The organism is Acinetobacter sp. WCHAc060042, assembly GCF_003231195.1.
Taxonomy (GTDB): Bacteria; Pseudomonadota; Gammaproteobacteria; order Pseudomonadales; family Moraxellaceae; genus Acinetobacter.
In genome coordinates this window covers 20892-45118 of record NZ_QKVN01000004.1, presented here as the reverse complement: position 1 = coordinate 45118, position 24227 = coordinate 20892, and the positions used below count along the sequence as shown (strand labels likewise).

Below are 24227 nucleotides of genomic sequence, written 5' to 3'. Positions count from 1 at the left end.
AAAAATAATTGGATTTATTGGGCGAAAACTACAGAAATATGGGTTTGAATGATGTTATCTAAAACACTTTAAACTTATAATTTGCCCTGTCTTTAGCTCATTCAAATTACGCAAATGATACCATCACAACAGTATCGTTTTTTACGTCAGTCTTTACGTGACGGCAGAAGCATTAAACATGACTCATCTCGTTGGGCTAAACTACATTTAGATCCATGGCTTTTATGTTTTCTTATTTTAAATGCCATTTTGGGCTTGCTGGTAATCTATAGTGCCTCAGCACAAGATATGGGTATGGTATTTCGCCAAGCCACCAGTTTTGCTGTAGGCTTCATTGTGATGATTATCTGTGCGCAAATTCCACCCAAAGTCTATCAGGCCATTAGTCCTTATTTTTTCATCTTCGCAGTGATTTTGATGGTACTGGTCTTGGTTGTGGGTGAAACTCGAATGGGGGCAAGGCGCTGGATCAGTCTGCCGGGTATAGGCAGTATGCAGCCTTCTGAGTTTATGAAGTTTGCTATGCCTTTAATGATGGCGTGGTACTTCGCAGGTCGTGCTTTTCCACCGAAGTTTATGCACATTGTGATTTCGCTGGGCATCATGATGTTGCCGTTTTTATTGGCTGCTTTGCAACCTGACTTAAACTTAGGTCTCTTGATTCCAGGAGTGTGTGTCATTTTCCTCAGTGGTATTTCTTGGCGTCTGATTGCTTTGGCCTGTGGTGCTTTGGCTGTTGCTACACCTTTGCTGTGGATGTTCTTTTTACAAGAATATCAGAAAAAGCGAGTGCTCACTTTATTTGATCCTGAGTCAGATGCATTGGGTGCGGGTTGGAATATTATCCAATCCAAGATTGCCATTGGTTCAGGTGGCTTAATGGGTAAGGGCTTCACTGAAGGTACACAGTCACATTTAGGATATTTGCCAGAGCATCACACCGATTTCATTATGTCGACCTATGCAGAAGAGTTTGGTTTTATTGGGGTGTTTTTGCTGTTTAGCTTATTTGCCGCAATTATTATTCGTTGTTTGATTATTGGTATGAATAGCTTTCATAATTTTGGTCGTTTATATGCGGGTGCTGTGGGCTTAACGTTCTTTTTCTTCGTATTGTTAAACTCGGGGATGGTGAGCGGAATTTTACCAGTAACAGGTGATCCTTTACCGTTGATGAGTTATGGTGGAACCGCGGTGATTACTATGTTGGCCAGTATGGGCATTGTAATGTCAATCCATACCCATCGCTAAAGTCTAAAAGAATCAAGCCAGCACTATTGCTGGCTTTTTTTGTATTTAAAACTTATGTCATACTGAGAAAACTAGGCTGTATTTTTAGGTTTTATAAAGCACCATACTGTTGCCATGTTTCGCCTGTATGCAAGCTATTATAGTAGTTTTGTAGAGTGTTCAAGTCATGGTATTGCGTATAAGCCAGTATAAACAGCCCAAAAAGTAAAGCCACCATCAATACATTTAAACGCAAATGTTGCTGTGAAAAATAGCCTAAGCTAAGTAGGGCGAGTATGACTGAGGGAAGAATCGCAATACTTTCATGCTGAAAAAGAAATGCCCAATGATGTAAATAAACCAGACATAAAATAAGTCCAATCAATCCCAAAACGTTATAGATCTTTTTATTTAATGATGCTTTAAAAACAAGGATGGTTTGAAAAATTAAAACCAGGCCACTAAAAAGGTACGCGCTTTTTCCACCAATAATCACACTATAGATTGCATTAAATAGGCAATAAGCTAGCAACACGGAGAGTAAGAAAGAATAGAGTCTTGCATAGAGAGTGTGTGAAAAGGGGAGAATCTGTTTCATAATTTGCTCTATTGAAAACTCACATCGTATTAAAAGAGGATTTGAAGCTTAACATGCTATTCGCTTCTTGTGGCGGTGGCATGCTTTTTCCGTGTTGGAGATACTCTGAGTAAATGTCGCGTACGAGTTGAACTTAGACCACAAATCATTAAGCATAGTGTCCCACCAATAAGGACGGCTGGCACCACAGAAAAATAACGTGTCATCAGGCTCATGTGTAGTGCGCCGAGTTGATTGCCTGAAGTCACTAAGATGCCATTTAAAGCTGCAACACGCCCTAATAGTGCTTTCGGTGGGAGCTGTTGTAATAAAGTTTGTCGAATGACCATGCTGATGCTATCAAAGGCGCCGATCAAAACAAGGAAGAAGACTGAGAGCCAAAGATGGGAGGATAGTGCGAAAGCTAAAGTGCACAAAGCAATGGCAAAACTACTATAGAGCATGTTTCTCCATGCATTTTGCATTGGAGAATAACAGGTCAGCACCAACATCATGATACAGGCACCCATCGCAGGTGCAGCTCTGAGTATGCCTAAGCCTTCAACGCCTAGATGCAGGATATCGTGTGCAAAAATAGGTAGTAAGATAATAACACTACAAAAAAGCATGGCGCTGAGATCCAGCAACATGCTCCAAAACATCAGTGGATGTTTAAAGATAAACACATAGGCCTCTTTTAAGCTTTTGCTTAAATGCTGTTTATGCGGGCTAGGGAATTGACGAGGACTTAATCCGAATAAGCAGATGCTACCCATGCAACATAAGAAAAAAACAATAAAGAGGGTTTTTTCAAGCCCAAGTTGGCCGAGTAAAAGTCCTGCACATAAGGGTGCTAAAATTCCGCCCATTTGCCAAATGAGAGCCGTCCAAGTGGCTGCATTGCTATAGGCTGGCTCTGGGGTGAGAAAAGGGCGTAATGAATTAAATGATGGGCTGTAAATGCCTCTAAGTATGCCTAAGCAAAAGATGAGGCTATAAATGCCACATAAAAGTGTATTTTGTTGAATATGCTGTTGTTGGTACTGAGAAAAAAGAACAATAAATAGTAAGGGAATTAGAGTGCTACAGCTAAAACTCCACTGCACAATTTTTTGTTGGTTATAGCGGTCAGCCCAGTCACCACTAATCAGGGAGAGGCAAATGAACGGCAGTAACTCAATTAAGGCAATCATACCGAGGCTCAGTGGATTCTGAGTGAGTTGGTAAACGCTATAAGCAATGACGACTTCTTGAATTATGATGGCTAGAATTAAGCACAACTGATTGACACTCAGAAGTGAAAAATCACGTGAACGAAAAGCCAAAAAAGCGTCGGAATGGAAAAGCGACATAAATAGAATAATTTCAAATATGAATTAAAAAAAGGATGGCGCAAAGTCCATCCTTTTTAGGGTTTAAAGCAGATTACTGTGCTTTTGCTACCGCAATAGTTTCGTCATTTGCAGCTTTAGCCATAGGTGTATATTTCAAACCAAGGGTTGTGCTGGTGTATTGGCGAACTTGGTCAAGAAGCACAGGATTAGTGCTGAGTTCTTGTTGGTACGATTTTACAATTTCATGTAATTTCGGATTCCATTTACCTGCTACTTGCTGAGGGAATGCTTTTTCAAGCAAGCTCAACATAATATAAGGGGAAGTTGAAGCACCAGGAGACGCACCTAATAGGGCAGTCACAGCACCATCTTGTGATGCAAAAATCTCGGTACCAAATTGCAAGCTTGCAGGTTTGCCTGGTTCTTTCTTAATGATTTGAACACGTTGACCACCTTGATTCATGCGCCAGTCTTCTGGTTTTGCATCAGGATAGTATTTTTTCAACTCATTAAAACGGTCTTCATCGGTCATCATGACTTGGCTAACTAAATATTTCACCAAATCAAGATTTTCCATACCTACAGCGGTCATTGGTAAAACGTTGTTCTTAGTGGTTGATTTCAATAAATCAAGCTGAGAACCTTGTTTTAAGAACTTGTTTGAATAAGTTGCAAATGGACCAAACAACACATATTTTTTACCGTCGATATAACGTGTATCAATATGTGGAACAGACATTGGCGGTGCACCTAATTCAGCACGACCATAGACTTTTGCAGTATGACCTTCAGTGACTTTTGGGTTGTCGGTCATTAAGAACACGCCACCTACAGGGAAGCCAGCATATTGCTTCGCTTCTGGTAAGCCTGTCATTTGTAAAAGTTTAACCGCTGCACCGCCTGCACCAATAAAGACAAATCGCGTTTTCACGTGATCGGTTTTCCCTGTAGTGATGTTTTTAAATGCAACAGTCCACGTTTTATCATCGTTTTGGCTAATGCCAGTCACTTCAGTCGATGTTTGTAACTGGAAATTAGGTTGTTTTTTAAGGTGATCGACCAATTGAGTGGTGATTGAACCATAGTTCACATCCGAACCTACATCCATGCGTGTTGCAGCTACTTTTTGTGCAGCATCACGGCCATTCATCACCAATGGTGCCCATTGTTTAATTTCAGCAGGATTCTCAGAGAATTTCATGCCATAAAACATTGGGTTTTTAACCATTGTAGCGTAACGTTTTTCGAGGAAATTCACGTTATCACCCCAAACGAAAGCAATGTGCGGTACAGGGTTGATGAAACTATTTGGTCGTCCCAAAACACCTTCTTTGACTTGATAAGACCAGAACTGTTTTGCAACTTCAAATTGTTCAGCCACTTTTACAGCTTTGGTAATGTCCATTTTCCCATCTTTTTCAGAGGTGTAGTTCATTTCCATAAAGCCAGAGTGACCTGTGCCTGCATTATTGAAGCCGTTAGAGCTTTCTTGTGCAACTTTGTCTAGGCGTTCATACATGCGAATTTGCCAGTTTGGCTCAAGTTCACTAAGATATGTGCCTAGAGTTGCACTCATGATGCCACCACCAACTAAGACTGCGTCAACGACAGGCTCATTGCTGGTGTTTTGAATTTTCTTAGACGCGATAGGTCTAAATAAAAAGATTAGTGCTGCAATAATAAGCAGAACGATGAATACCAATAGGTATTTTAAAAATTTGTTCATGCGATTATGACCTTGGGGACAGGTTTTGGATCGCTTTATAGCGAAGAGAAAATAACAATTATGGTGATAGAGATGCTTGTAAAAAATTAGCTTGGCAGAATTGAAGTAATACTTAAAAGCTCAAGCAGCCAAAGATTAACTTTTAAAGCTATCACGCATTTTTGATTTATGGATATTTTAGACTAAATATGTATTGACTTAGTAATTTTTATTATAAATGAGTTCAGTTAAATTATAAATATCAGTGATGTTTGTTTTTATTCATTGTTTTTATTAAGTTTTATTTAGGTGTGATTTCTGTATTTAAAATACAGATGTTGAATATCTATACAAGAGTCCAATTTTTTTAACGTTTAAATGTATAAGTTGAGTTGGAAAGTAAGTCCTAAAAATAAAGTAAGTTATGATTATGTTGTTTTAGAAAATATGAATAATTGCCTGACCTTATTATCCTAAAGCTAAATAAAAGGTCAGGTTTTACGCCATTAAGATTTATGCGATTTCGGCGCGATAAAATGGAGCAGTTGAACGTGGTAAAGCTTGGTGACCACGTATTTGATCCGCGATTTTTTCAGCCATCATAATGGTGGTTGCATTTAAGTTACCTGTGATAATGAGCGGCATAATCGACGCATCAACAACACGTAAATTTTGCATCCCATGTACACGACCTTGTCCATCGACTACCGCCATATCATCTTCCCCCATTTTACAACTACAGGATGGATGATAAGCCGTTTCAGCATGATTACGTACAAACTCGTCCAATTCAGCGTCGGTTTGTATCTCTTTTCCAGGGCTGATTTCTTCGCCTCGATAAGGATCAAGCGCAGGTTGTTGCATGATTTCTCGAGTAATACGGATGGCATCACGAAATTCCTGCCAGTCTTGTTCGGTCGACATGTAGTTAAATAAAATACTTGGATGGTCGAAAGGATTCTTAGAGGTCACATGTACTCGACCGCGTGAAGGTGAGCGCATCGAACCGACATGGGCTTGGAAGCCATGTTCTTTGACAGCATTGCTACCATTATAGTTAATTGCAACAGGTAAAAAGTGATATTGAATATTTGGCCAAGCAAACTCTTTGGATGATCGAATAAAGCCGCCTGCTTCAAACTGGTTGCTTGCTCCAATCCCAGTACCGTTAAATAGCCACTCTGCACCAATCGCAGGTTGGTTTTGCCATTTTAAAGCAGGGTAGAGAGAAACGGGTTGCGTGCACTTATATTGTAAGTACATTTCTAAATGATCTTGCAGATTTTCACCTACACCCGGTAAGTCGTGTACAACTGGAATGTCGAGAGATTGAAGTAAGGTACTTGAACCCACACCTGAGCGTTGCAAAATTTGCGGTGATGCAATCGCACCAGCACAAAGTAGAACTTCCTTATTGGCATAGACCTGAAGCAAGTTGTTTTGATTCGCTCCTTGAATATATTCAACACCAATCGCTTGTTTGCCACTAAACAAAATTTGATTGGTCATGGCATGGGTAGTAATAGTTAGATTCGCACGACCTTTGGCTATATCCAAATAGCCACGTGCGGTGCTTGAACGTCGACCTTTGGGGGTTACGGTTCGATCCATTGGGCCGAAACCTTCTTGTTGATAACCATTTAAATCATCGGTGCGTGGATAGCCTGCTTGCACACCCGCTTCAACCATGGCGTGGAATAAAACGTTATTGTCTGCTTTAGGTGTGGCAACAGAAACAGGGCCAGCATCACCATGATAGTCATTGCCACCAATATCACGGGTTTCAGCTTTTTTGTAATAAGGTAGACAGTCCGCATAGCTCCAATTTTCTAAGCCTTTTAAGCTAGCCCATTGCTCTAAATCCATGGCATTTCCACGGATATAACACATGCCATTAATCAGGGATGAACCGCCTAAGCCTTTACCGCGTCCACATTCCATACGACGGTTGTTCATGTGGGGTTCTGGGTCGGTTAAATATGCCCAGTTATAACGACGCCCTTGCAAAGGATAAGCCAAAGCAGCGGGCATTTGGGTGCGAAAGTCGAGACGATAATCAGGCCCACCCGCTTCGAGTAAGAGCACCGAAACATCTGGGTCTTCGGTTAAGCGAGCAGCCAGTACATTACCTGCAGAACCTGCGCCAATAATAATATAATCGTAGTGTTGAGAATGCATAATGATCCTTTTTCTATGGCAGGGCCACGTTGCATGAGAACGTGACCACATGTTGAGTTGAGGATGAAAAAAGAATAAATAAAAAAGGAAGTAAGGATTTAGATAGCTAAAATTCAGACTTTAAAAAATACTTTGGTATTCGCCCAGTTCAACTTGAACCGATTTGATGCGGGTATAGTGTTCAAGTGTGGTGATGCCATTTTCACGTCCAACGCCCGACTGTTTATAACCACCTACAGGCATTTCAGCAGGGGATTCGCCCCAAGTATTGATCCAGCAAATACCTGCCTCAAGCTGATGAATAATTCGATGCGCTTGGGAAATATCTTGTGTGACCACACCCGCAGCTAAACCATAACTGGTGTTGTTGGCACGTTGAATGGCTTCTTCGATACTGTCATAGCTTAAAATGCTCATAACTGGACCAAAGATTTCATCTTGCACAATGTGCATGTCGTCATGACAGTCGGTGAAAACGGTTGGTAATACATACGCACCTTGAGCAAGCGCTGCTTCGGTGGCACGTTGTCCACCCATCAATAAGGTTGCACCTTGTTGTTTGCCTGACTCAATATAAGACAAGACTTTTTCCATATGGGGAAAGCTGACTAAAGGTCCAAAGTTGGTTTCAGCTTGCATAGGGTCCCCCATACGGATACGTTTGACACGTGCAATCACAGCTTGTTCAAATGCAGTCTTGAGGGTTTGCGGTACAAACACACGGGTGCCATTGGTACACACTTGACCTGAACTAAAGAAGTTTGCCATCACCGCAATATCGGCTGCGCGGTCAAGGTTTGCGTCGGCACAAATAATCAGAGGTGATTTGCCACCGAGCTCCATGGTGACTTCTTTGAGACTAGAAGCCGCAGCACTCGCCATGACCTTTTTACCCGTTGCCACACCACCTGTGAACGAAATTTTTTGAATGTCTGGGTGTTCAGTCAACCATTGACCGACGTCAGCACCAAAACCTTGTACAACGTTGAAAACCCCAGCGGGTACGCCCGCTTCAGTATAAATCTCTGCTAGTTTTAAGGCGGTAAGAGGGGTCACTTCGCTGGGCTTAAAAATCATGGCATTCCCCGCAGCGAGGGCAGGAGCTGATTTCCAGAGCGCAATTTGAATGGGATAATTCCAAGCACCAATCCCTGCGACTACACCTAAAGGTTCACGGCGCGTGTAGAAAAAACTACTTTCTCGTAGCGGTACTTGTTCACCTTGAATCGCAGTTGCAAGTCCTGCGTAGTACTCTAAAACGTCTGCACCAGTGACAATATCGACAGTAGAGGTTTCACTGAACGCTTTACCTGTATCGAGTGTTTCAAGGCGAGCCAACTCGTCATTACGAGTGCGTAAAATATCGACTGCACGACGTAAAATGCGGGCACGTTCGACCGCAGTTTTAGCAGCCCATTCACGTTGTCCTTGTACAGCACTTTGCACGGCTGCATCGACATCAGCTTTGGATGCTTGTTGAATGGTGGCAATGACTTCACCTGTAGCAGGGTTAATACTGTCAAAGCTTTGACCACTGGTGGCATTGAAATATTGTCCGTGAATATAAAGCGAGTGAAGCTGTACATTACTCATTTTGTTGTTCCTGCCGTATCTGTTGAATTAAGCGAAGTTGCATATCGACATAGTCGTATGCAATAGAACGTGCCAAATCACGATCAAATGCTTGATGACCACTTAAACTTCCACGTAACCATAATCCATCAATCAGTGCTGCTAACCCTTTAGCAGCTTGGCTTGCCTGGGACTTTGGCATGAGCTGCAAGAAATGAAACTTCAAATTTGAATAAAGACGTTGGTCATTGATTCGTTGCAGTCGACCTAAGTCGGGTAGGTGCATACTGGCAGACCAAAAATCCAACCAAACCCGCATAGCAGTGTTGTTGACCTGACTGATGTCAAAGTTGGCATCAATAATGGCTTTGAGCAAATGTTCTGGATTGGGCTGCACGACCTTTGCCTTATAGCTTGCCGTGGTCTCGGCTAAGACATTGAGCATTTGGCGCATGCAGCTGTGAATAAGACCTTGTTTATCGCCAAAATAATGGCTCACAATGCCCGTAGAAAGCTGTGCTTTTTTCGCAATTTGAGCAATGGTGGTGTTGGATAAGCCTACTTCGTGAATGACTGCATAGGCAGCATTGATAATTTCTTCACGACGCTCATGCTCAGGTTTTACTCTACGTTTATTCATCACAATCCAGAACAATTTGCCTTAAATTTAAAGGCGTTAGATTCAATAACTTACATGGAAAGTATCATAGCATTTTTTTATGATACTTATTATTGATTGAACGTTCAATCAATAATAAGTACACTGGTGCTTAAATTCACAGCAAGCGTCAGCAATTTGGCGGTTTGGTTTTTAGCTAAATTTATATTTATCAGGTAGATAAATGGTATGAATAGCTGTAGTTTTATTTTGTGTAAATTTTAAGCAAATTACGGTTTTATACTTTTTAAGGATGGCAAAAGCTCATATAGTCATTTTGTGGGGAGAAAGATACAAGTTTCCTATTGGGATATAGATGAAAAGGGAACGGGTTTACATATTTTAATATGTACCAATAAACCGACCCAATAAATGATTTAGACCTGTGGGTTTAAAAGAGATAGCATTTTTATTGCATATAAAAATACTGTCGTTTTCGTTAGTCGATTTTTAAGCTCTCGACCACGAGAAGTTTAAAAATTGGCTTTTGTCTTTTTATTTACTTTCTTGAGGATTGTATGGCAACAGATAATCCAAGAGCAGTTGATGATCAAACATTAGCGCCTAAAGACCGTTTAAATGGTGTGGTCTTTTATATTTCAGCTCTCATTATTTTAATTTTTTCTCTTACCACCATTTTGTTTAATGACTTTGCCAATCGAACCTTAAATACGGTCTTGGCTTGGGTGAGTTCTACCTTTAGTTGGTACTACTTACTCGCAGCGACCTTGTATATGGTCTTTGTCATTTTCATTGCCTGTTCTCGCTATGGCAACATTAAATTAGGCCCCAAACATTCCAAGCCAGAATTTAGCCTTTTAAGTTGGTCTGCAATGTTGTTCTCAGCTGGGATCGGCATCGACTTGATGTTCTTCTCGGTGGCGGAACCTTTATCCCACTATATGCATCCACCTGTGGGTGAGGGGCAGACCCTAGAAGCGGCACGTCAAGGTATGGTGTGGACGCTATTTCACTATGGCCTCACTGGATGGTGTATGTATGCTTTGATTGGCATGGCATTAGGGTATTTTAGTTATCGTTATAATTTACCCCTGACCATTCGCTCAGCACTCTATCCAATTTTTGGGAAAAAGATTCATGGCCCAATCGGTCATAGTGTCGATACCGCTGCGGTGATCGGGACTATTTTTGGTATTGCGACCACCTGCGGGATTGGGGTGGTACAGTTGAACTATGGTTTACATGTGCTGTTTGACTTACCTGAGAACCTCTGGATGCAAGCGGCATTAATTGGGGTGGCGGTTGTCATGACCATTATCTCAGTGACGTCAGGAGTCAATAAAGGACTGCGTGTTCTCTCCGAGATTAATATCTATGTCTCTGTCGGCTTAATGTTGTTTATTTTGTTTTTAGGCAATACTGAATTTCTACTAAATGCTTTTGTGCAAAATATTGGGGATTACATTAACCGTTTTCCAAGTATGACATTGGAAAGTTTTGCCTTTCAACAACCGAAAGAATGGATGAACAGTTGGACCTTGTTTTTCTGGGCATGGTGGGTGGCTTGGTCTCCATTTGTAGGTTTGTTTTTAGCACGTATTTCGCGTGGGCGAACCATTCGTGAGTTTGTCAGCGGGACACTCATTATTCCTTTATTTTTCACACTCACGTGGTTATCAATATTTGGAAATAGTGCGCTACATAGTGTGATTTTTGATGGCAATTTAGCCCTTGCACAAAGTGTGATTGCGAATCCTGCACATGGTTTTTATGACTTGCTGGCACAGTATCCGTGGTTTCCGTTTATTGCAGGTGTAGCCACAATTACAGGCTTATTGTTTTATGTGACCTCGGCGGACTCTGGTGCACTGGTATTGGGTAATTTCACTACTCAATTTACCAATGTCGACCATGATGCACCACGCTGGTTGAGCGTATTCTGGGCTGTAGCCATTGGCTTATTGACCCTTGCCATGCTGATGGCTAATGGGATTACGGCACTGCAAAATGCCACTATCATTATGGGGTTGCCGTTCAGCTTTGTGATGTTCTTAGTGATGGCAGGTTTGTATAAGTCGTTACGGTTAGAAGACTATCGACAAGCCAGTAGCAGTTTAAATGCCGCACCCGTGGTGGGCAATGTCGACATCCTTAACTGGAAAAAACGCTTGTCCCGAGTCATGCACCATCCAGGAACAACCGATACTCGGCGTATGCTTGATGATATTTGCCGGCCTGCGGTAATGGCGGTGGCAGAGGAAATGCAAAAACGTGGTATCGACATCAGTGTTCAAGAAAGTGCGCTAGAAGAAGACCCAAATCTATATCATTTAGATTTGATGATTCATTTGGAAGAAGAACAAAACTTTGTCTATCAAATTTGGCCAGTACGTTATATCGCGCCGACTTTTAGTGAACGCGGAAAACTGGGTAAACGCTTCTATTACCGTCTTGAAACCTATTTGTATGAAGGCTCTCAAGGCAACGACCTAGTCGGTTATACCAAAGAGCAGGTGATTAATGATGTGCTGGATCGTTATGAACGCCACATGACTTTCTTACATATCAATCGAATCAGTCCGGGGAATCGTCCCTTATTTCCAGATCCTCAAGGATAATTAGGAGGAACCATGTTGACCTCATATTTACATGCTTTTGCTTTGTTCTTCTCATTGTTGAATCCGTTTTTAATGAGTATTTACATGATTGGCATGATTCGGAACTCCGAAGCCAAAGTGTTTAATAAGGCTTTGATTCAGGGTTGTCTCATTGCCTTTGTGGTATTTATGCTGTTTGCATGGGGCGGAGAAGCGATCTTTAGTAAATATTTAAATGTACGCTTTGAAGCCTTTCAAATATTTGGTGGTTTGATCTTCTTGGTGATTGGTTATCGCTACGTGTTTCAGGGGGCAGATACCATTGGTGAAATGCGTGGTGCACCTGAGCATTTGGCAGGAACCATTGCGATGCCTTTTATGATTGGTCCAGGTACGATCAGTGCTGCTGTGGTGACAGGTATATCTTTACCGATTGGTGGCGCAGCCATGATTATTTTCTTAACTTTAACGTTAACCTGCGCATTGATGATTTTAATGAAATTTGCACATGATCATTTGCGTTATAAGCATGCTAAATATATCGACCGTTATGTTGATATTGTAGGGCGACTGTCGGCCTTACTGATTGGAACCATCGCGGTCGATATGATTATCAATGGTATTACAGGTGTGATTGCAGATATGTAATTGTCATATGCAAATAAAAAAGCCCTCAATAAATGAAGGCTTTTTTATTTAACTGAAGAACCAAGTGTAATAACCCCAGAGCATCAGTGGCCACGATAGAAACGGGCTAAATAACCATTTCCAAATCCAGTGGCGTGGCACGAAGCCAACGCCGTGGATAAAGCCACCTGAAATACCAATCATGATATACATCAGTGCGCTGTGGCTATAGTGACCATTGTCATCCAACATAGCAGCAGGATGCACTAACAACACCGCTGCAAGTGGAAAGGCCAACAGGCAGGAAATTAGCATCGCAATTTTGTTCGGCTTTTTATCTACAGTTTGGTTTTCCATAGCAACGTCTGTCATGGTTTATTCCTCATCAAGGTCTTGATGATGTTCAATATATAAAGCACTCAATACGCCAGCAAAGCAAGCCATTAAAATGCCGAGAATCCATGCAAAATACCACATAATTTGATCTCCTTAGACACAACCTTAGTAAAGGCTGTGTGAATTCTCTTTAATGTGAGTGTTGGTAATAACACCCCACATTTTGTAGTAACACCAAGTGGTATAACACAAAATAAGTGGGACAAAGATACAGGCTGCAACGGTCATTACAGTCAACGTCGTTTTACTTGAAACTGCATCCCACATGGTCAAGCTTGCAATAGGGTTGATGCTTGATGGCATAAGGAATGGGAATAGTGCAAAACCAGCAGTCAAAATTGCACCAATAACAGCTAAGCTTGAACCTAAGAAACTTAAGCCTGCTTTATTTTTGCTTGCAGCAAGAACGACGATTAGACCACCTAAGATGCCTGCAATAGGTGCAATCATGGTAATAGGGTAAGTTGAATAGTTATTCATCCAACCTGGATTGGCATTGGTCACCACTTCTTTGGCTAATGGGTTAGCAACACCGTTGGTATCAAATGGTGCCACTAGGGTATAACCTTCGATCCCACCAAAATACAACCAAGCACCAGCACCTAAGAAACAGATGAGGTAAACAATACCCATTAGTTTGGTTGCTTGTGCTGAACGGTTACGTAAGTCACCGTCAGTACGGAGCATAAGCCATGCACCGCCGTGGGCACACAGCATAGATAAACTGACTAGGCCGCAGACCAAAGCAAATGGGTTGAGTAGAGCAAAGAAGCTCCCTGTGTAAGTCGAACGTACTGTTTCATCTAAATCGAATGGAACACCCAAGAACATATTGCCAAAGGCTACGCCAAAGACTAACGCAGGCACAGCACCACCAACCGCTAAACCCCAGTCCCATGATGTACGCCATTTGGTATTTTGTAGTTTGGAGCGGTAGTCAAAGCCTACAGGTCGCAAGAATAGGGCAAACAGAACTAAAAGTAGCGCCCAATACATGCCTGAGAATGCGGTTGCATAAACCATAGGCCATGCTGCAAATAATGCACCACCCGCAGTAATGAACCAAACTTGGTTACCATCCCAGTGCGGAGCAATCGTGTTGATGGCTGCGCGACGTTCTTCATCTGTTTTGCCTACAAATGGCATGATCGCCATAGAGCCCATATCGAAGCCATCGGTGAGGGCAAAGCCAATCAACAGGACGCCGACTAAAACCCACCAGATAATTTTGAGTAATTCATATTCGATCATGCTTGAGTCTCCTCATTGCGAGCTGCTTCAAGTTTTTCAAAATGGTATTTACCTGTGTGAAGCGAACTTGGACCAAGACGTGAAAATTTGATCATTAAATACATTTCAATAATCAAAAGTACAGTATAGAACGCAGCTAAGGCAGCGATAGAACCCCATACATCACCTGTGCTTAAGCTTGATGCTGACAAGTGTGTAGGTAAAACCTCACCAATCGTCCAAGGCTGACGACCTACTTCAGCAACGTACCAACCTGTTTGCGCAGCAATCCATGGTAGAGGCAGAGCGAAAAGTGCAAATTTTAGTAGCCATGGTTTGTTCTCTGCATTGCGTTTTGCAACAGCAAAGGTTGCTAGGGCAAATAACAATAGCATTAAGAAACCAGACGCCACCATGGCACGGAATGCCCAGAATAAGCTTGGTACATGCGGAATTGTATCTTTTGCGGCAGCTTTAATTTGATCTTCAGATGCGTCTACAACGTTTGGTGTATATTTTTTCAAAAGTAGACCGTAGCCTAAATCTTTTTGAGAATGTTCGAAGGCTGCTTGAAGTTCGGGTGATGTGTCACCTGCACGAAGCTTTTCTAGTTGAGAATATGCAACCATACCATTACGAATACGGACTTCATGCTGTGCGATTAAGTCTTTAATGCCTGTTACTTGTTTGTCCAACGAGCGTGTCGCAATAATGCCCATCACATATGGAATTTTCACGGCATAATCTGTGGTCATTGTTTCTTTATTTGGAATACCAAACAAAGTAATGGATGCAGGTGCAGGGTGTGTATCCCATTCTGCTTCAATGGCAGCAAGTTTAGTCTTTTGTACATCACCAATTTCATAGCCTGATTCATCACCGAGTAAAATGACAGATAAGGTTGATGCCAAGCCAAAGATGGCTGCAATGGCAAATGAACGACGGGCAAAAGGAACGTCTCGTTTTTTCAGTAAGTAATAACTGGAAATAGCGAGAACGAAAATCGAACCAGTTACATAACCTGCAGATACAGTATGTACAAATTTAACTTGAGCAACGGGGTTGAAAATGAGGGCACCAAAATCGACTAGTTCCATACGCATGGTTTCGTAGTTAAATTTAGAACCAACAGGGTTTTGCATCCAGCCGTTAGCAACCAAAATCCAGAGGGCTGACATATTGGAGCCAAGTGCAACCAACCATGTCACACCCAAATGCTGGACTTTGGAAAGACGATCCCAACCAAAGAAGAATAGGCCAATAAAAGTGGACTCTAAGAAGAAAGCCATCAGGCCTTCGATTGCCAATGGTGCGCCAAAAATGTCGCCTACATAATGTGAGTAGTACGCCCAGTTTGTACCAAACTGGAACTCCATTGTTAAACCTGTTGTTACCCCAAGTGCAAAGTTAATGCCGAAGAGTTTTCCCCAGAATTTGGTCATGTCTTTATAAATTTCTTTGCCAGAAATCACATAAGTGGTTTCCATAATGGCAAGAATAAAAGCCATACCAATAGTAAGTGGAACAAAAATAAAGTGATACATCGCGGTCATAGCGAACTGGAACCGCGAGAGATCGACCACGCTTTCAGAAATCATCAACGTGTCTCCTTGATTGGGGATGGATTGCCAGCAATACGCTCAGCAACTTGATTGTCAAAATTTTTAGGAATCGTTGGGGCGTCGAACCAAATGTTCTTAATGACCATTAAAATAATCACTTTAATGATTAAAATGGCAATAATCTCTCTGGTGACTTTTTGATTGAGATTTTTGGGGACTAAGCTCATTTCATAAAGCCTATTTTTTTAACTTGCTTTATATTATTAAACAAAAGCATACAAAAAATAAATAGCCTTTAAACTTAAATAAAAAATATATTATTAATTTGTTTATATACAAACACTTAATGATGCTATGTGATGAAAAATAAACTAATATTTAAGCATTTTAAAGTTGACTAAAATACTTATATTTATATTTAAAAACCTGACTGAAATACTTGTATATATTTATTTTAAATCCGACTAAAACGCTTATATTTAAAAAAATGTCATTTTATCGAGAATTCGTCTTAAAATTATAAAATTGATAGGTCTTTTAAATCATTGAAGAATAGCTGGTCGAAGCGATAGCCCTTTTGCCTCGAAACTCTGGTGTAGCTTTGCTTTAGGCAGCAGCATTTTTGAAAGGTTGAGTGATACAAGGTTATATTTAAATATTGTTATTCTGTATTGATCTGAGAATATTACAATGATGGCGCAAGCAAAGCCGATACACTGAAAATGTGTAACAGACCAATAGTGGAGCTCAAGTGGATGTTTGAGAGCCGTGTTTAGTTGCTGATCTCACCACTAAACAGTTGGTTAGATTTTGAAATTCTTTTGGCGATGTAATGTGATTTTTTTAGTCGAATCAGAATAATTTGCGACTGAAATTCGAGCTCACCAAACTCAGGTTCAACTTGGACATAGTGTAGTTGACCATACTCATCGCGCACACGTGCTTGAGCTGAAAAGCCAGGACGGGCATTGCCACTGGAAATAGTGGCAAGGCGACCCAATAAATTGGTTTGTCTTTTGATGGGTCTGGGTTTAATCACCTGATCTAAACAGTGAATCATAAAAACGGTGAAGAAGATCGCAATAATCAGGGCTGGCAGGATGAGGTAGTATGCGGAGGTAAAGGCTTGTTCCTTTGCATAAATACAAAATTGAAGGAAATAACCCGCGACACTGAAGTTCAGCAAAAGAAAAACCACAATCAGGGTTTTTGAAAATTTCACGTCTAATAATGGAGATTGTGTGAGCTTTTGTGGAGATAGTTTTTTGAGAAAGTGACTTGGGCGTGAATTAAAAAAATAGCCAAGGGTTTCCACCATGCTGAGTAAAAGCAAAGCCAATAAACTGAAATGAAAAATCATCAAATCAGGGTGGTGTAGCAGCTCATACATGGTGAAAGTCCAAATATATTATTCTTCTGTGAGGTAAATTCCACCATCAGAATGCACGGTAATCTGCACTTTTTCAAGTGCTTCACCTTGGCAAGGCCCCGAGATGCATTCACCTGTTTCAACTACAAATAATGCACCATGCGTTGAGCATTCAATAAATTCTTGGTCTCGATCTAAAAATTGATTTTCCAAAAACTCCAGTTCAACTTGGAGGTGAGGGCAGATATTTTGATAGGCAAAAAATGCACCGTCACGTTGGGTGATAAAAATTGTATCCCCATTGGGTGTCTCAAAGGAGCGTGCTTCACGTTCTGGGATGTCTTCCGTCATGCAGATTTTGTGCATTATGCGCATTCCTTTTGCAATTGATGGAACAATTCAGTGTAATCCGCGATATCTAGGCGAGGACCAAATTGAGTGACCACTTCGCTTGAAATCAAAATAGCCAGTTGCGCTGCGGTATGTAAGCCTAAGCCTGCGTTCACAGCGTACAAGAAAGCACCTGCAAAGGCATCGCCAGCACCATTTGCATCGACAGCATCAACTTTACGGCCTGCGACACTAAATGTTTCTTGCGCATTTGAAATAAGAGCACCTTCAGCGGAAAGGGTAATGACCACGTGTTGACTGAACGTTTTGAGTTTTGCCAAAGCTGCCTCAACCGTTTCCGTTTCGGTGTACATCATGGCTTCTTGCTGGTTACAGAATAATAAGTCCACACCATCTGCAATCATTTCATCCAATCCATGACGTGCATATTGCACCATCGCTGGATCAGAGAGGGTTAATGCAATTTTAACACCATGTGCTTTGGCAATTTCACGCGCTTGTTTAACAGCTAAACGTGCGCTATCGCTGGTTGAAAGATAACCTTCGATATAGAGCCATTTCGCTGTTTTTAAAGGTTCAAAATCAATCTGTTGTTCAGTCAACTCAGCGGTAATACCTAAATAAGTGTGCATCGTCCGTTCAGAGTCTTCACTGACCAAAACCATACACGTGCCTGTGACGCCTTCGCTGATTGATTTCTCAGTGTTTTTAATCCCTGCTTCGTGCAAACCATTGAGGTAAATTTTACCCAATTCATCATTACCTACACGACATGCATAAAAGGCTGAACCACCTAAGGCACTAAAGGCAACGGTAGTATTTGCTGCTGAACCACCTGATGCTTGACCTTTATAGCTTTGTGTTTCTTTTAATTTTTTATACAGATCTGCTTGTGTTTCACCATCAGTTAACTGCATAGTGCCTTTTTGCAAATTTTGTTGAATAAGGAAGTCGTCAGAGACTTTAAATTCTTGGTCGATTAGTGCATTACCAATTGCAAAAAGATCAACAGTTGCCATGTGTTTTTCGTCACGTATTGAAATTAAAGCGACATTTTACACTAATGCTCATAATTGCTGTAGTTTGTTGAGTAAAATTCATTTTATTTACATGGTAAATGTAGTGAAATGGCTGTGGTTATATTCAAGGAAGTTTAGATGGAAATTTTAATTCAAGCGGCAGAACAATTACCTCCTCAAATGCAAGCTTTGGCGCAACTGGCAGCAAAAGAAGGATATGAACCGTTGACCCGCTTGATCGAAGAATATCAAAGTGGGAAAAATCGTTTTAATCAAAAGGGTGAAGTGCTGTTGTTGGCTTATGATCAAGATCAGCTTATTGCCTGTGGTGGATTAAACCAGCAATGGGGTGAAAACGAAATCGAGGCACGTATTGGTCGTGTACGTCGTTTCTATGTGCATCCTAAATATCGTAAAAGTGGTGTGGGGCGTCAACTATTGGCACATTTGGAAAAATATGCACGTCCGAATTTCTCTGCGTTGTGTTTAAACACAGCAGATTTATCTGCTGTAAGTTTTTATCAAAAGCAAAATTATGTTTTTGTTGAAAATCATCCGAACTATAATTATTTCAAATACCTGATTGGTTAATCAGTATAGCGAACATTGTCTTCATGAACAGCTGTATTGTCGCCGCTTGTGATACAGCTGAATGCTTCGATGAGAGCTAAAATTATAATGGGCTATTAAACGGATTAGGTCTTATTTTAATCTGATCTTAAGCCAATAAGCTGACAATGGGCATCTGTTGTTTATTGGGGTGTTAATAATGCCTATTGATGTGAATTCCTCCGCAAGTGTACAAGATGTACATCAGGTATTAATGAAAGTGCCACAAATCACGGCTCTTTTTTGGATAACTAAAATTTTTGCAACGACATTTGGTGAAACGGCGGGTGATGCTGTTTCAATGTCGATGAACTTGGGTTATTTACTCAGTACTTTTATCTTTTCACTCGTTTTTATTGTTGCTGTATTTTTTCAAATCAGATCGAAGAGTTATCATCCCTTTTTATATTGGTTCGCCATTATTGCCAGTACAACTGTGGGGACAACTTTAGCTGACTTTGTTGATCGCTCATTAGGCATTGGTTACGTGGGTGGGAGCGCATTATTATTAAGTTTGGTCGGGATTTCGCTTTTTATTTGGCATAAATCTGAAGGCAGTATTTCACCGCATGTGGTGAATCAGCCACGAGTTGAGCTTTTCTATTGGTTAACGCTGACATTTTCCCAAACTTTAGGTACTGCTTTAGGTGATTGGTCTGCAGACACAGCAGGTTTAGGTTATAGTGGTGGGATTGCCCTATTTAGTGGACTGATTTTATTTATTTTACTTTTGTATAAGTTGAGCCACATTTCGAGGACTTTTCTGTTTTGGTCCGCTTTTATTTTAACGCGTCCTTTAGGGGCGGTTGTTGGTGATTTCTTAGATAAACCTTTAAGTTCTGGTGGTTTAGATTTGAGTCGTTTTGGCGCATCTGCAGTGTTACTGATTGCAATAGTGCTTTGTGTATGGTGGGCAAAAAAAACCGAAAAACTGGTTAATGATCCCGTCTAATCGTTGTTGATTCAGTATTTGAGGGTGGATTCAGTTGGGTATAGGTCCCATCAGTTCAACGCTTTTTAAAAGTTGACCAAGTTACTTGGAAAATTGTCAATGAATGAGTCTTGTTCTTGATTTTCAGGTTATACTTGAAACATTTAGAAAATGCTTTGAATTGAGGAGATCACATGACTGTAGATGTCACTGAAACCATTTCACAAACTGTACATCCTGCGTTTCAGTTGGTACGTCAACACCATGTTGAAGCTTTAGACATCTTAGTGTCTGAATATAAACATAAAATCACTGGGGCAGTGCATTATCACTTAGCCACCAATCACGATGAAAATGTATTTTTGGTTGCATTCCGTACTCAGCCTATGGATTCAAAAGGCGAAGCGCATATTTTAGAACATACTGCGCTTTGTGGTTCAGAAAAATTCCCTGTGCGTGATCCGTTCTTTTTAATGATTCGTCGTTCATTGAATACGTTTATGAACGCTTTTACAGCAGCGGATTGGACGGCTTATCCATTTGCGACGCAAAATAAAAAAGATTTCCAAAATTTATTGGAAGTGTATTTAGATGCAGCATTTGTGGCTAATTTAAATCCGCTTGATTTTGCTCAAGAAGGTATTCGTATTGAGCTTGAAAATGGTGAACCTGTCTATAAGGGTGTGGTTTTCAACGAAATGAAAGGGGCAATGAGTTCGCCTTCAGACCAGTTGTATCATCAGCTTGCACATCACTTATTTCCAGAAACGACCTATCATTACAATTCAGGTGGCGACCCGAAAGATATTCCAGACTTGACTTATCCTGAGTTGGTGGATTTCTACAAGTCGCATTATCACCCAAGCAACGCAGTTTTCATGACCTTTGGTAATGAGCCTGCCTATAATTTGCAGGAGCAATTTGAAACTTTGGCTTTGGCTAAATTTTCTAAAGGTGAAACGCTTTATTCTAAAGAAGAACGTCGTTTAACAGCACCCGTAGAAGTGACTGAAACCTATGCGGTAGATGCAGAAGATTTAAAAGATAAAACTTATCACATTATTTCGTGGTTATTGCCTAAAGCTAGCAATATAAAGCTTCGTTTAGGTATGCGATTGGTTGAAGGTATACTTTTAGAAGACTCAGCTTCACCACTGCGTCATTATCTTGAGACATGTGGTTATGCACAGTCTACAGGCCCGATTATGGGTGTAGATGATTCGAACTACGAAATGACCTTCTACTGCGGTGTACAGGGTTCAAACCCTGAGCATGCGGCAGAGTTTAAAGCAGGTGTCTTTAAAATCTTAGAAGATGTGGCTGCAAAACCTGTCGATCAAAACATGGTCGATGCGATTTTACATCAGATTGAATTGCATCAACGTGAAATCAATGGCGACGGTATGCCTTATGGTCTAAGCCTGATTTTAAATGGTTTGGGTAGTGCGATCCACCACAGCGACCCAGTCACTGTTTGGGATGTAGACTCAGCTATTGCTGCGGTGAAAGAAGAATTAAAAGACCCGATGTGGTTATCCAATCTCATCAAGACGCATCTCATTGATAACTCACACCGTGTACAAATGACTTTGGTGCCAGATGCCAATAAATCTGCGGTGGAAGCAGCAGATGAGAAAGCACGTTTAGCTGCAATTGGTGCGCAACTTACAGAAACTCAAAAAGCAGAAATTGAAGCACAGACTGAGGCATTGAAAGTCCGTCAGGATACACCAGATGACTTAAATTTATTGCCAAAGGTGGGCTTGGAAGATGTGCCAGCTGAATTGCAAATTGTACAAGGTCAATTGCGGGAGATTATCTCTAATCGTACTGATTACCCGCTCAATCTCTATCATGCAGGCACGAACGGTATTTATTACAACCAAGTGCTGATTCAGATTCCACAAGATGTGGTGCAGTCACCATACTTTAACTTACTGTCTATTTTGATGGGTGAAGTGGGGGCAGGTCAGTACGATTATCTTGAGCTACAACAACTGCAAACTGCTGTAAGTGGTGGTTTAGGAATGGGTGCGTCGTTACGTTCTCACGTGAATGATAAAAACCAAATCAGTGCGTGGCTCACGCTGACTACAAAATCGCTGGTGAGTAGTTTAGAAAGTATTAACTTGTTGAAATTGGCGTTTGAGCAGTTACGTTTCGATGAAAAAGACCGCATTATTGAACTCTTGCAACAACGCAAAACACGTTGGGCATCACGTCTTTCAGGCTCGGGTCATAGTTATGCTATGCAAATTGCAGGGCGTAACCACAGTGCTTTAGCTAATCGTGATTATCACAACACGGGTTTAGGTGCATTAAACTGGTTGGGTGAGTTGATTAGCCGTATTGAAAAAGATGAAGTTGCTTATGAAGATTTCATTCATGAATTAAAAGCCATTCATTTAAAACTTTTACAAGCACCGAAACAATTTTTGTTGGTGTGTGAAGAACACCAATCTGAGCGCTTGTTAGAAGAAGTTCAAAATGTCTGGGACAAACTAGAGGTTTCTGAGCAAGTTGTGAGTCTTAAAGCTGTGGAGCAGGAAAACACAGATACAGATGAAGCATGGTTAATTCAGGCCAATGTTCAATTCTGTTCATCGGCTTACCCAGCAGTTGAAGTTTCACATCCAGATGCAGCAGCACTGATGGTTCTTGCTGCTTACTTACGCAATGGATTCCTACACAGTGCGATTCGTGAAAAAGGCGGTGCCTATGGTGGCGGTGCAAGCTATGATGGCAATGCATGCTCATTCCGCTTCTATAGTTATCGTGATCCACGTTTAGCGGAAACTTTCAGTGACTTTGAAGGGAGTGTGCAATGGTTACTCAATACTGAGCAAAAACCACATCAGCTTGAGGAAGCGATTTTGGGTTTAATTGCAAGTATGGATAAGCCAGGTTCGCCAGCGGGTGAAGCCATTACTGCATGTTATGCACTATTACATGCCCGTACTCCAGCCTTCCGCAAGCAGTTGCGTAGCCGTCTTCTAGCAGTGAATTTTGAAGATTTAAAGCGTGTTGCGGTACAATATTTGCTTGAACAAAAACCAACGAAAGCAGTGGTTGCACCTATTGCGAAGCGTGATACCTTGATTGAGCTAGGTTTCAGTATTCAACAAGTTCAGTAAAATAATAAGAGGGTCGTATGGCGTTTAAACCATTTGAGCGTTCAACTTTAGCACTGAGCGTAAGTTTGCTCAGTGCTTTGGCTGTCGCTAAAACGCATGCACAAGTTTCAGAGGTGCCTGCGGCTCCCGCAACAGCTGAGGCATGTGTAGCATTAGAGTCAAATGCAGACCGTTTGGCTTGTTATGATGCATTATTTAAAATTCCTCCAGTAGCAAAGCCGCATATTGTTTCTGAACAACGTGCAGCGATGGAAATCGCGCCAGCGCCTGAAAATATCTCAGGGAAGATCGCACAAGGCGTTAGCTCTGTTTTTGCCTCGGAAGGTCCTAAAATAACGCCCAATTTATCTCTTATGGATAGCCGTTGGGAGCTTTCTCCAGAAAGTAAACTCGGGACGTGGAATATTCGTGCCTATCAGCCTGTGTATTTAATGCCAGGCTTTTGGACGACGGATAAAAATGAGTTTCCTCAAAGTCCAAACCCTTCCAATACAGTGGATGAAGATCAAAACTTAAATTCAATGGAAGCAAAATTCCAACTGTCTTTAAAAACGAAAGCTGTTGAAAATCTGTTTGGGGACAATGGCGATGTCTGGTTGGGGTATACCCAGTCTTCGCGTTGGCAAGTCTACAATGCGGATGAATCCCGTCCATTTCGTGAAACCAACTATGAGCCTGAAGCCAGTTTGGTCTTTAGAACCAATTATGAATTGTTTGGTTTAAATGGTCGCCTATTAGGGCTGACTTTAAACCATCAGTCCAATGGTCGCTCTGATCCGCTTTCTCGTAGCTGGAATCGTGTCATTTTAAATCTTGGATTTGAAAGAGATAACTTTGCTCTCATGCTGCGCCCATGGTATCGAATAGAAGAAGATGCAAAAGATGACAATAACCCAGACATTAAAGACTATATTGGACGTGGTGATTTAACGGCATTCTATCGTTGGAATGAGCATGATTTTTCGCTTATGTTACGACATAGTTTAAAAGGAGGAGATGACTCTCGTGGCGCGGCACAGTTTGATTGGGCTTTTCCTATCTCTGGCAAACTACGTGGGCATTTTCAACTGTTTGATGGTTATGGTGAAAGTTTGATTGATTATAATCACCGGGCAACTTATGTGGGCTTGGGTGTATCTTTAATGAATTGGTACTAAGCCTCTGTAAATAAAAAAACCACGTTTCAA

The 24227-nt window shown here is 41.2% G+C and carries 21 protein-coding genes; 7 read left to right on the top strand and 14 right to left on the bottom strand.

The genetic code is table 11. From position 1 onward, the window contains the following. Positions 1 to 114: 114 nt before the first annotated feature. On the top strand, positions 115 to 1251 hold the full coding sequence (rodA, locus tag DPG01_RS02800) for a rod shape-determining protein RodA (RefSeq protein ID WP_086207582.1): 1137 nt from the start codon (positions 115 to 117) through the stop codon (positions 1249 to 1251). 91 nt (positions 1252 to 1342) lie between these two features. On the opposite strand, the gene DPG01_RS02795 is transcribed toward rodA, so the two are convergent. The 6 genes from DPG01_RS02795 to betI form a co-directional block, all read right to left on the bottom strand. Continuing rightward, complete coding sequence (locus DPG01_RS02795; RefSeq protein ID WP_110974120.1) at positions 1343 to 1828, bottom strand: hypothetical protein; 486 nt, start codon at positions 1826 to 1828, stop codon at positions 1343 to 1345. Positions 1829 to 1884: 56 nt separating this feature from the next. After that, positions 1885 to 3159 (bottom strand): MFS transporter, encoded by a 1275-nt coding sequence (locus DPG01_RS02790; protein ID WP_110974119.1) that lies wholly within the window; start codon positions 3157 to 3159, stop codon positions 1885 to 1887. A 73-nt stretch (positions 3160 to 3232) separates the two neighbouring features. Then, a complete protein-coding gene (mqo, locus tag DPG01_RS02785; protein WP_110974118.1) occupies positions 3233 to 4867 on the bottom strand; it encodes a malate dehydrogenase (quinone) in 1635 nt (544 codons plus the stop codon). 492 nt (positions 4868 to 5359) lie between these two features. Next, entirely contained in the window at positions 5360 to 7024 is a 1665-nt protein-coding gene (gene betA, locus DPG01_RS02780) for a choline dehydrogenase (RefSeq protein WP_110974117.1), read from the bottom strand. A 120-nt stretch (positions 7025 to 7144) separates the two neighbouring features. Then, positions 7145 to 8617, bottom strand: coding sequence for a betaine-aldehyde dehydrogenase (gene betB, locus DPG01_RS02775; protein ID WP_110974116.1), 1473 nt, complete (start codon positions 8615 to 8617; stop codon positions 7145 to 7147). Then, positions 8610 to 9236, bottom strand: a complete 627-nt coding sequence (betI, locus tag DPG01_RS02770) for a transcriptional regulator BetI (protein WP_110974115.1) — start codon at positions 9234 to 9236, stop codon at positions 8610 to 8612. The genes betB and betI overlap by 8 nt, the downstream gene beginning before the upstream one ends. A 536-nt stretch (positions 9237 to 9772) precedes the next feature. Here betI and DPG01_RS02765 point away from each other — a divergent pair. Further along, the gene (locus tag DPG01_RS02765; RefSeq protein WP_086207575.1) at positions 9773 to 11833 is read left to right on the top strand and encodes a choline transporter; all 2061 of its coding nucleotides are present in this window, start codon (positions 9773 to 9775) and stop codon (positions 11831 to 11833) included. A gap of 12 nt (positions 11834 to 11845) precedes the next feature. Beyond that, on the top strand, positions 11846 to 12460 hold the full coding sequence (locus DPG01_RS02760; protein WP_086207574.1) for a MarC family protein: 615 nt from the start codon (positions 11846 to 11848) through the stop codon (positions 12458 to 12460). 48 nt (positions 12461 to 12508) lie between these two features. Here DPG01_RS02760 and DPG01_RS02755 read toward each other — a convergent pair whose 3' ends face one another. From DPG01_RS02755 to DPG01_RS02720, 8 genes are all read right to left on the bottom strand, one after another. Further along, the gene (locus tag DPG01_RS02755; protein WP_086207573.1) at positions 12509 to 12811 is read right to left on the bottom strand and encodes a cyd operon YbgE family protein; all 303 of its coding nucleotides are present in this window, start codon (positions 12809 to 12811) and stop codon (positions 12509 to 12511) included. 3 nt (positions 12812 to 12814) lie between these two features. Continuing rightward, entirely contained in the window at positions 12815 to 12916 is a 102-nt protein-coding gene (gene cydX / locus DPG01_RS02750; protein WP_002120988.1) for a cytochrome bd-I oxidase subunit CydX, read from the bottom strand. A 24-nt stretch (positions 12917 to 12940) separates the two neighbouring features. After that, the gene (gene cydB, locus DPG01_RS02745) at positions 12941 to 14086 is read right to left on the bottom strand and encodes a cytochrome d ubiquinol oxidase subunit II (RefSeq protein ID WP_110974114.1); all 1146 of its coding nucleotides are present in this window, start codon (positions 14084 to 14086) and stop codon (positions 12941 to 12943) included. Beyond that, entirely contained in the window at positions 14083 to 15663 is a 1581-nt protein-coding gene (locus DPG01_RS02740) for a cytochrome ubiquinol oxidase subunit I (RefSeq protein ID WP_110974113.1), read from the bottom strand. Before DPG01_RS02740 ends, cydB begins: the two co-directional genes overlap by 4 nt. Continuing rightward, positions 15663 to 15854, bottom strand: coding sequence for a cytochrome oxidase putative small subunit CydP (cydP, locus tag DPG01_RS02735; RefSeq protein ID WP_086207570.1), 192 nt, complete (start codon positions 15852 to 15854; stop codon positions 15663 to 15665). Before cydP ends, DPG01_RS02740 begins: the two co-directional genes overlap by 1 nt. Before the next feature lie 545 nt (positions 15855 to 16399). Continuing rightward, positions 16400 to 17017 carry an OB-fold-containig protein gene (locus tag DPG01_RS02730; RefSeq protein ID WP_086207569.1) on the bottom strand — a complete coding sequence of 206 codons (618 nt, stop codon included), beginning with the start codon at positions 17015 to 17017 and terminating at the stop codon, positions 16400 to 16402. 18 nt (positions 17018 to 17035) lie between these two features. Continuing rightward, positions 17036 to 17347 carry a Rieske (2Fe-2S) protein gene (locus DPG01_RS02725; RefSeq protein WP_171264395.1) on the bottom strand — a complete coding sequence of 104 codons (312 nt, stop codon included), beginning with the start codon at positions 17345 to 17347 and terminating at the stop codon, positions 17036 to 17038. Positions 17348 to 17361: 14 nt separating this feature from the next. Then, positions 17362 to 18366, bottom strand: coding sequence for an adenosine kinase (locus DPG01_RS02720; protein WP_110974112.1), 1005 nt, complete (start codon positions 18364 to 18366; stop codon positions 17362 to 17364). Positions 18367 to 18504: 138 nt separating this feature from the next. Here DPG01_RS02720 and DPG01_RS02715 point away from each other — a divergent pair, with 138 nt between their 5' ends. The 4 genes from DPG01_RS02715 to DPG01_RS02700 all read left to right on the top strand — a co-directional run bounded on the left by DPG01_RS02715 (position 18505) and on the right by DPG01_RS02700 (position 24197). Further along, positions 18505 to 18957, top strand: a complete 453-nt coding sequence (locus DPG01_RS02715) for a GNAT family N-acetyltransferase (RefSeq protein WP_086207566.1) — start codon at positions 18505 to 18507, stop codon at positions 18955 to 18957. A 178-nt stretch (positions 18958 to 19135) separates the two neighbouring features. Further along, positions 19136 to 19927: a hypothetical protein gene (locus DPG01_RS02710; protein WP_110974111.1), complete on the top strand. Its 792-nt coding sequence runs from the start codon at positions 19136 to 19138 to the stop codon at positions 19925 to 19927. A 173-nt stretch (positions 19928 to 20100) separates the two neighbouring features. Beyond that, positions 20101 to 23040: an insulinase family protein gene (locus DPG01_RS02705; protein WP_110974110.1), complete on the top strand. Its 2940-nt coding sequence runs from the start codon at positions 20101 to 20103 to the stop codon at positions 23038 to 23040. Positions 23041 to 23057: 17 nt separating this feature from the next. Further along, positions 23058 to 24197 carry a phospholipase A gene (locus DPG01_RS02700; RefSeq protein ID WP_086207563.1) on the top strand — a complete coding sequence of 380 codons (1140 nt, stop codon included), beginning with the start codon at positions 23058 to 23060 and terminating at the stop codon, positions 24195 to 24197. Positions 24198 to 24227 lie beyond the last annotated feature (30 nt).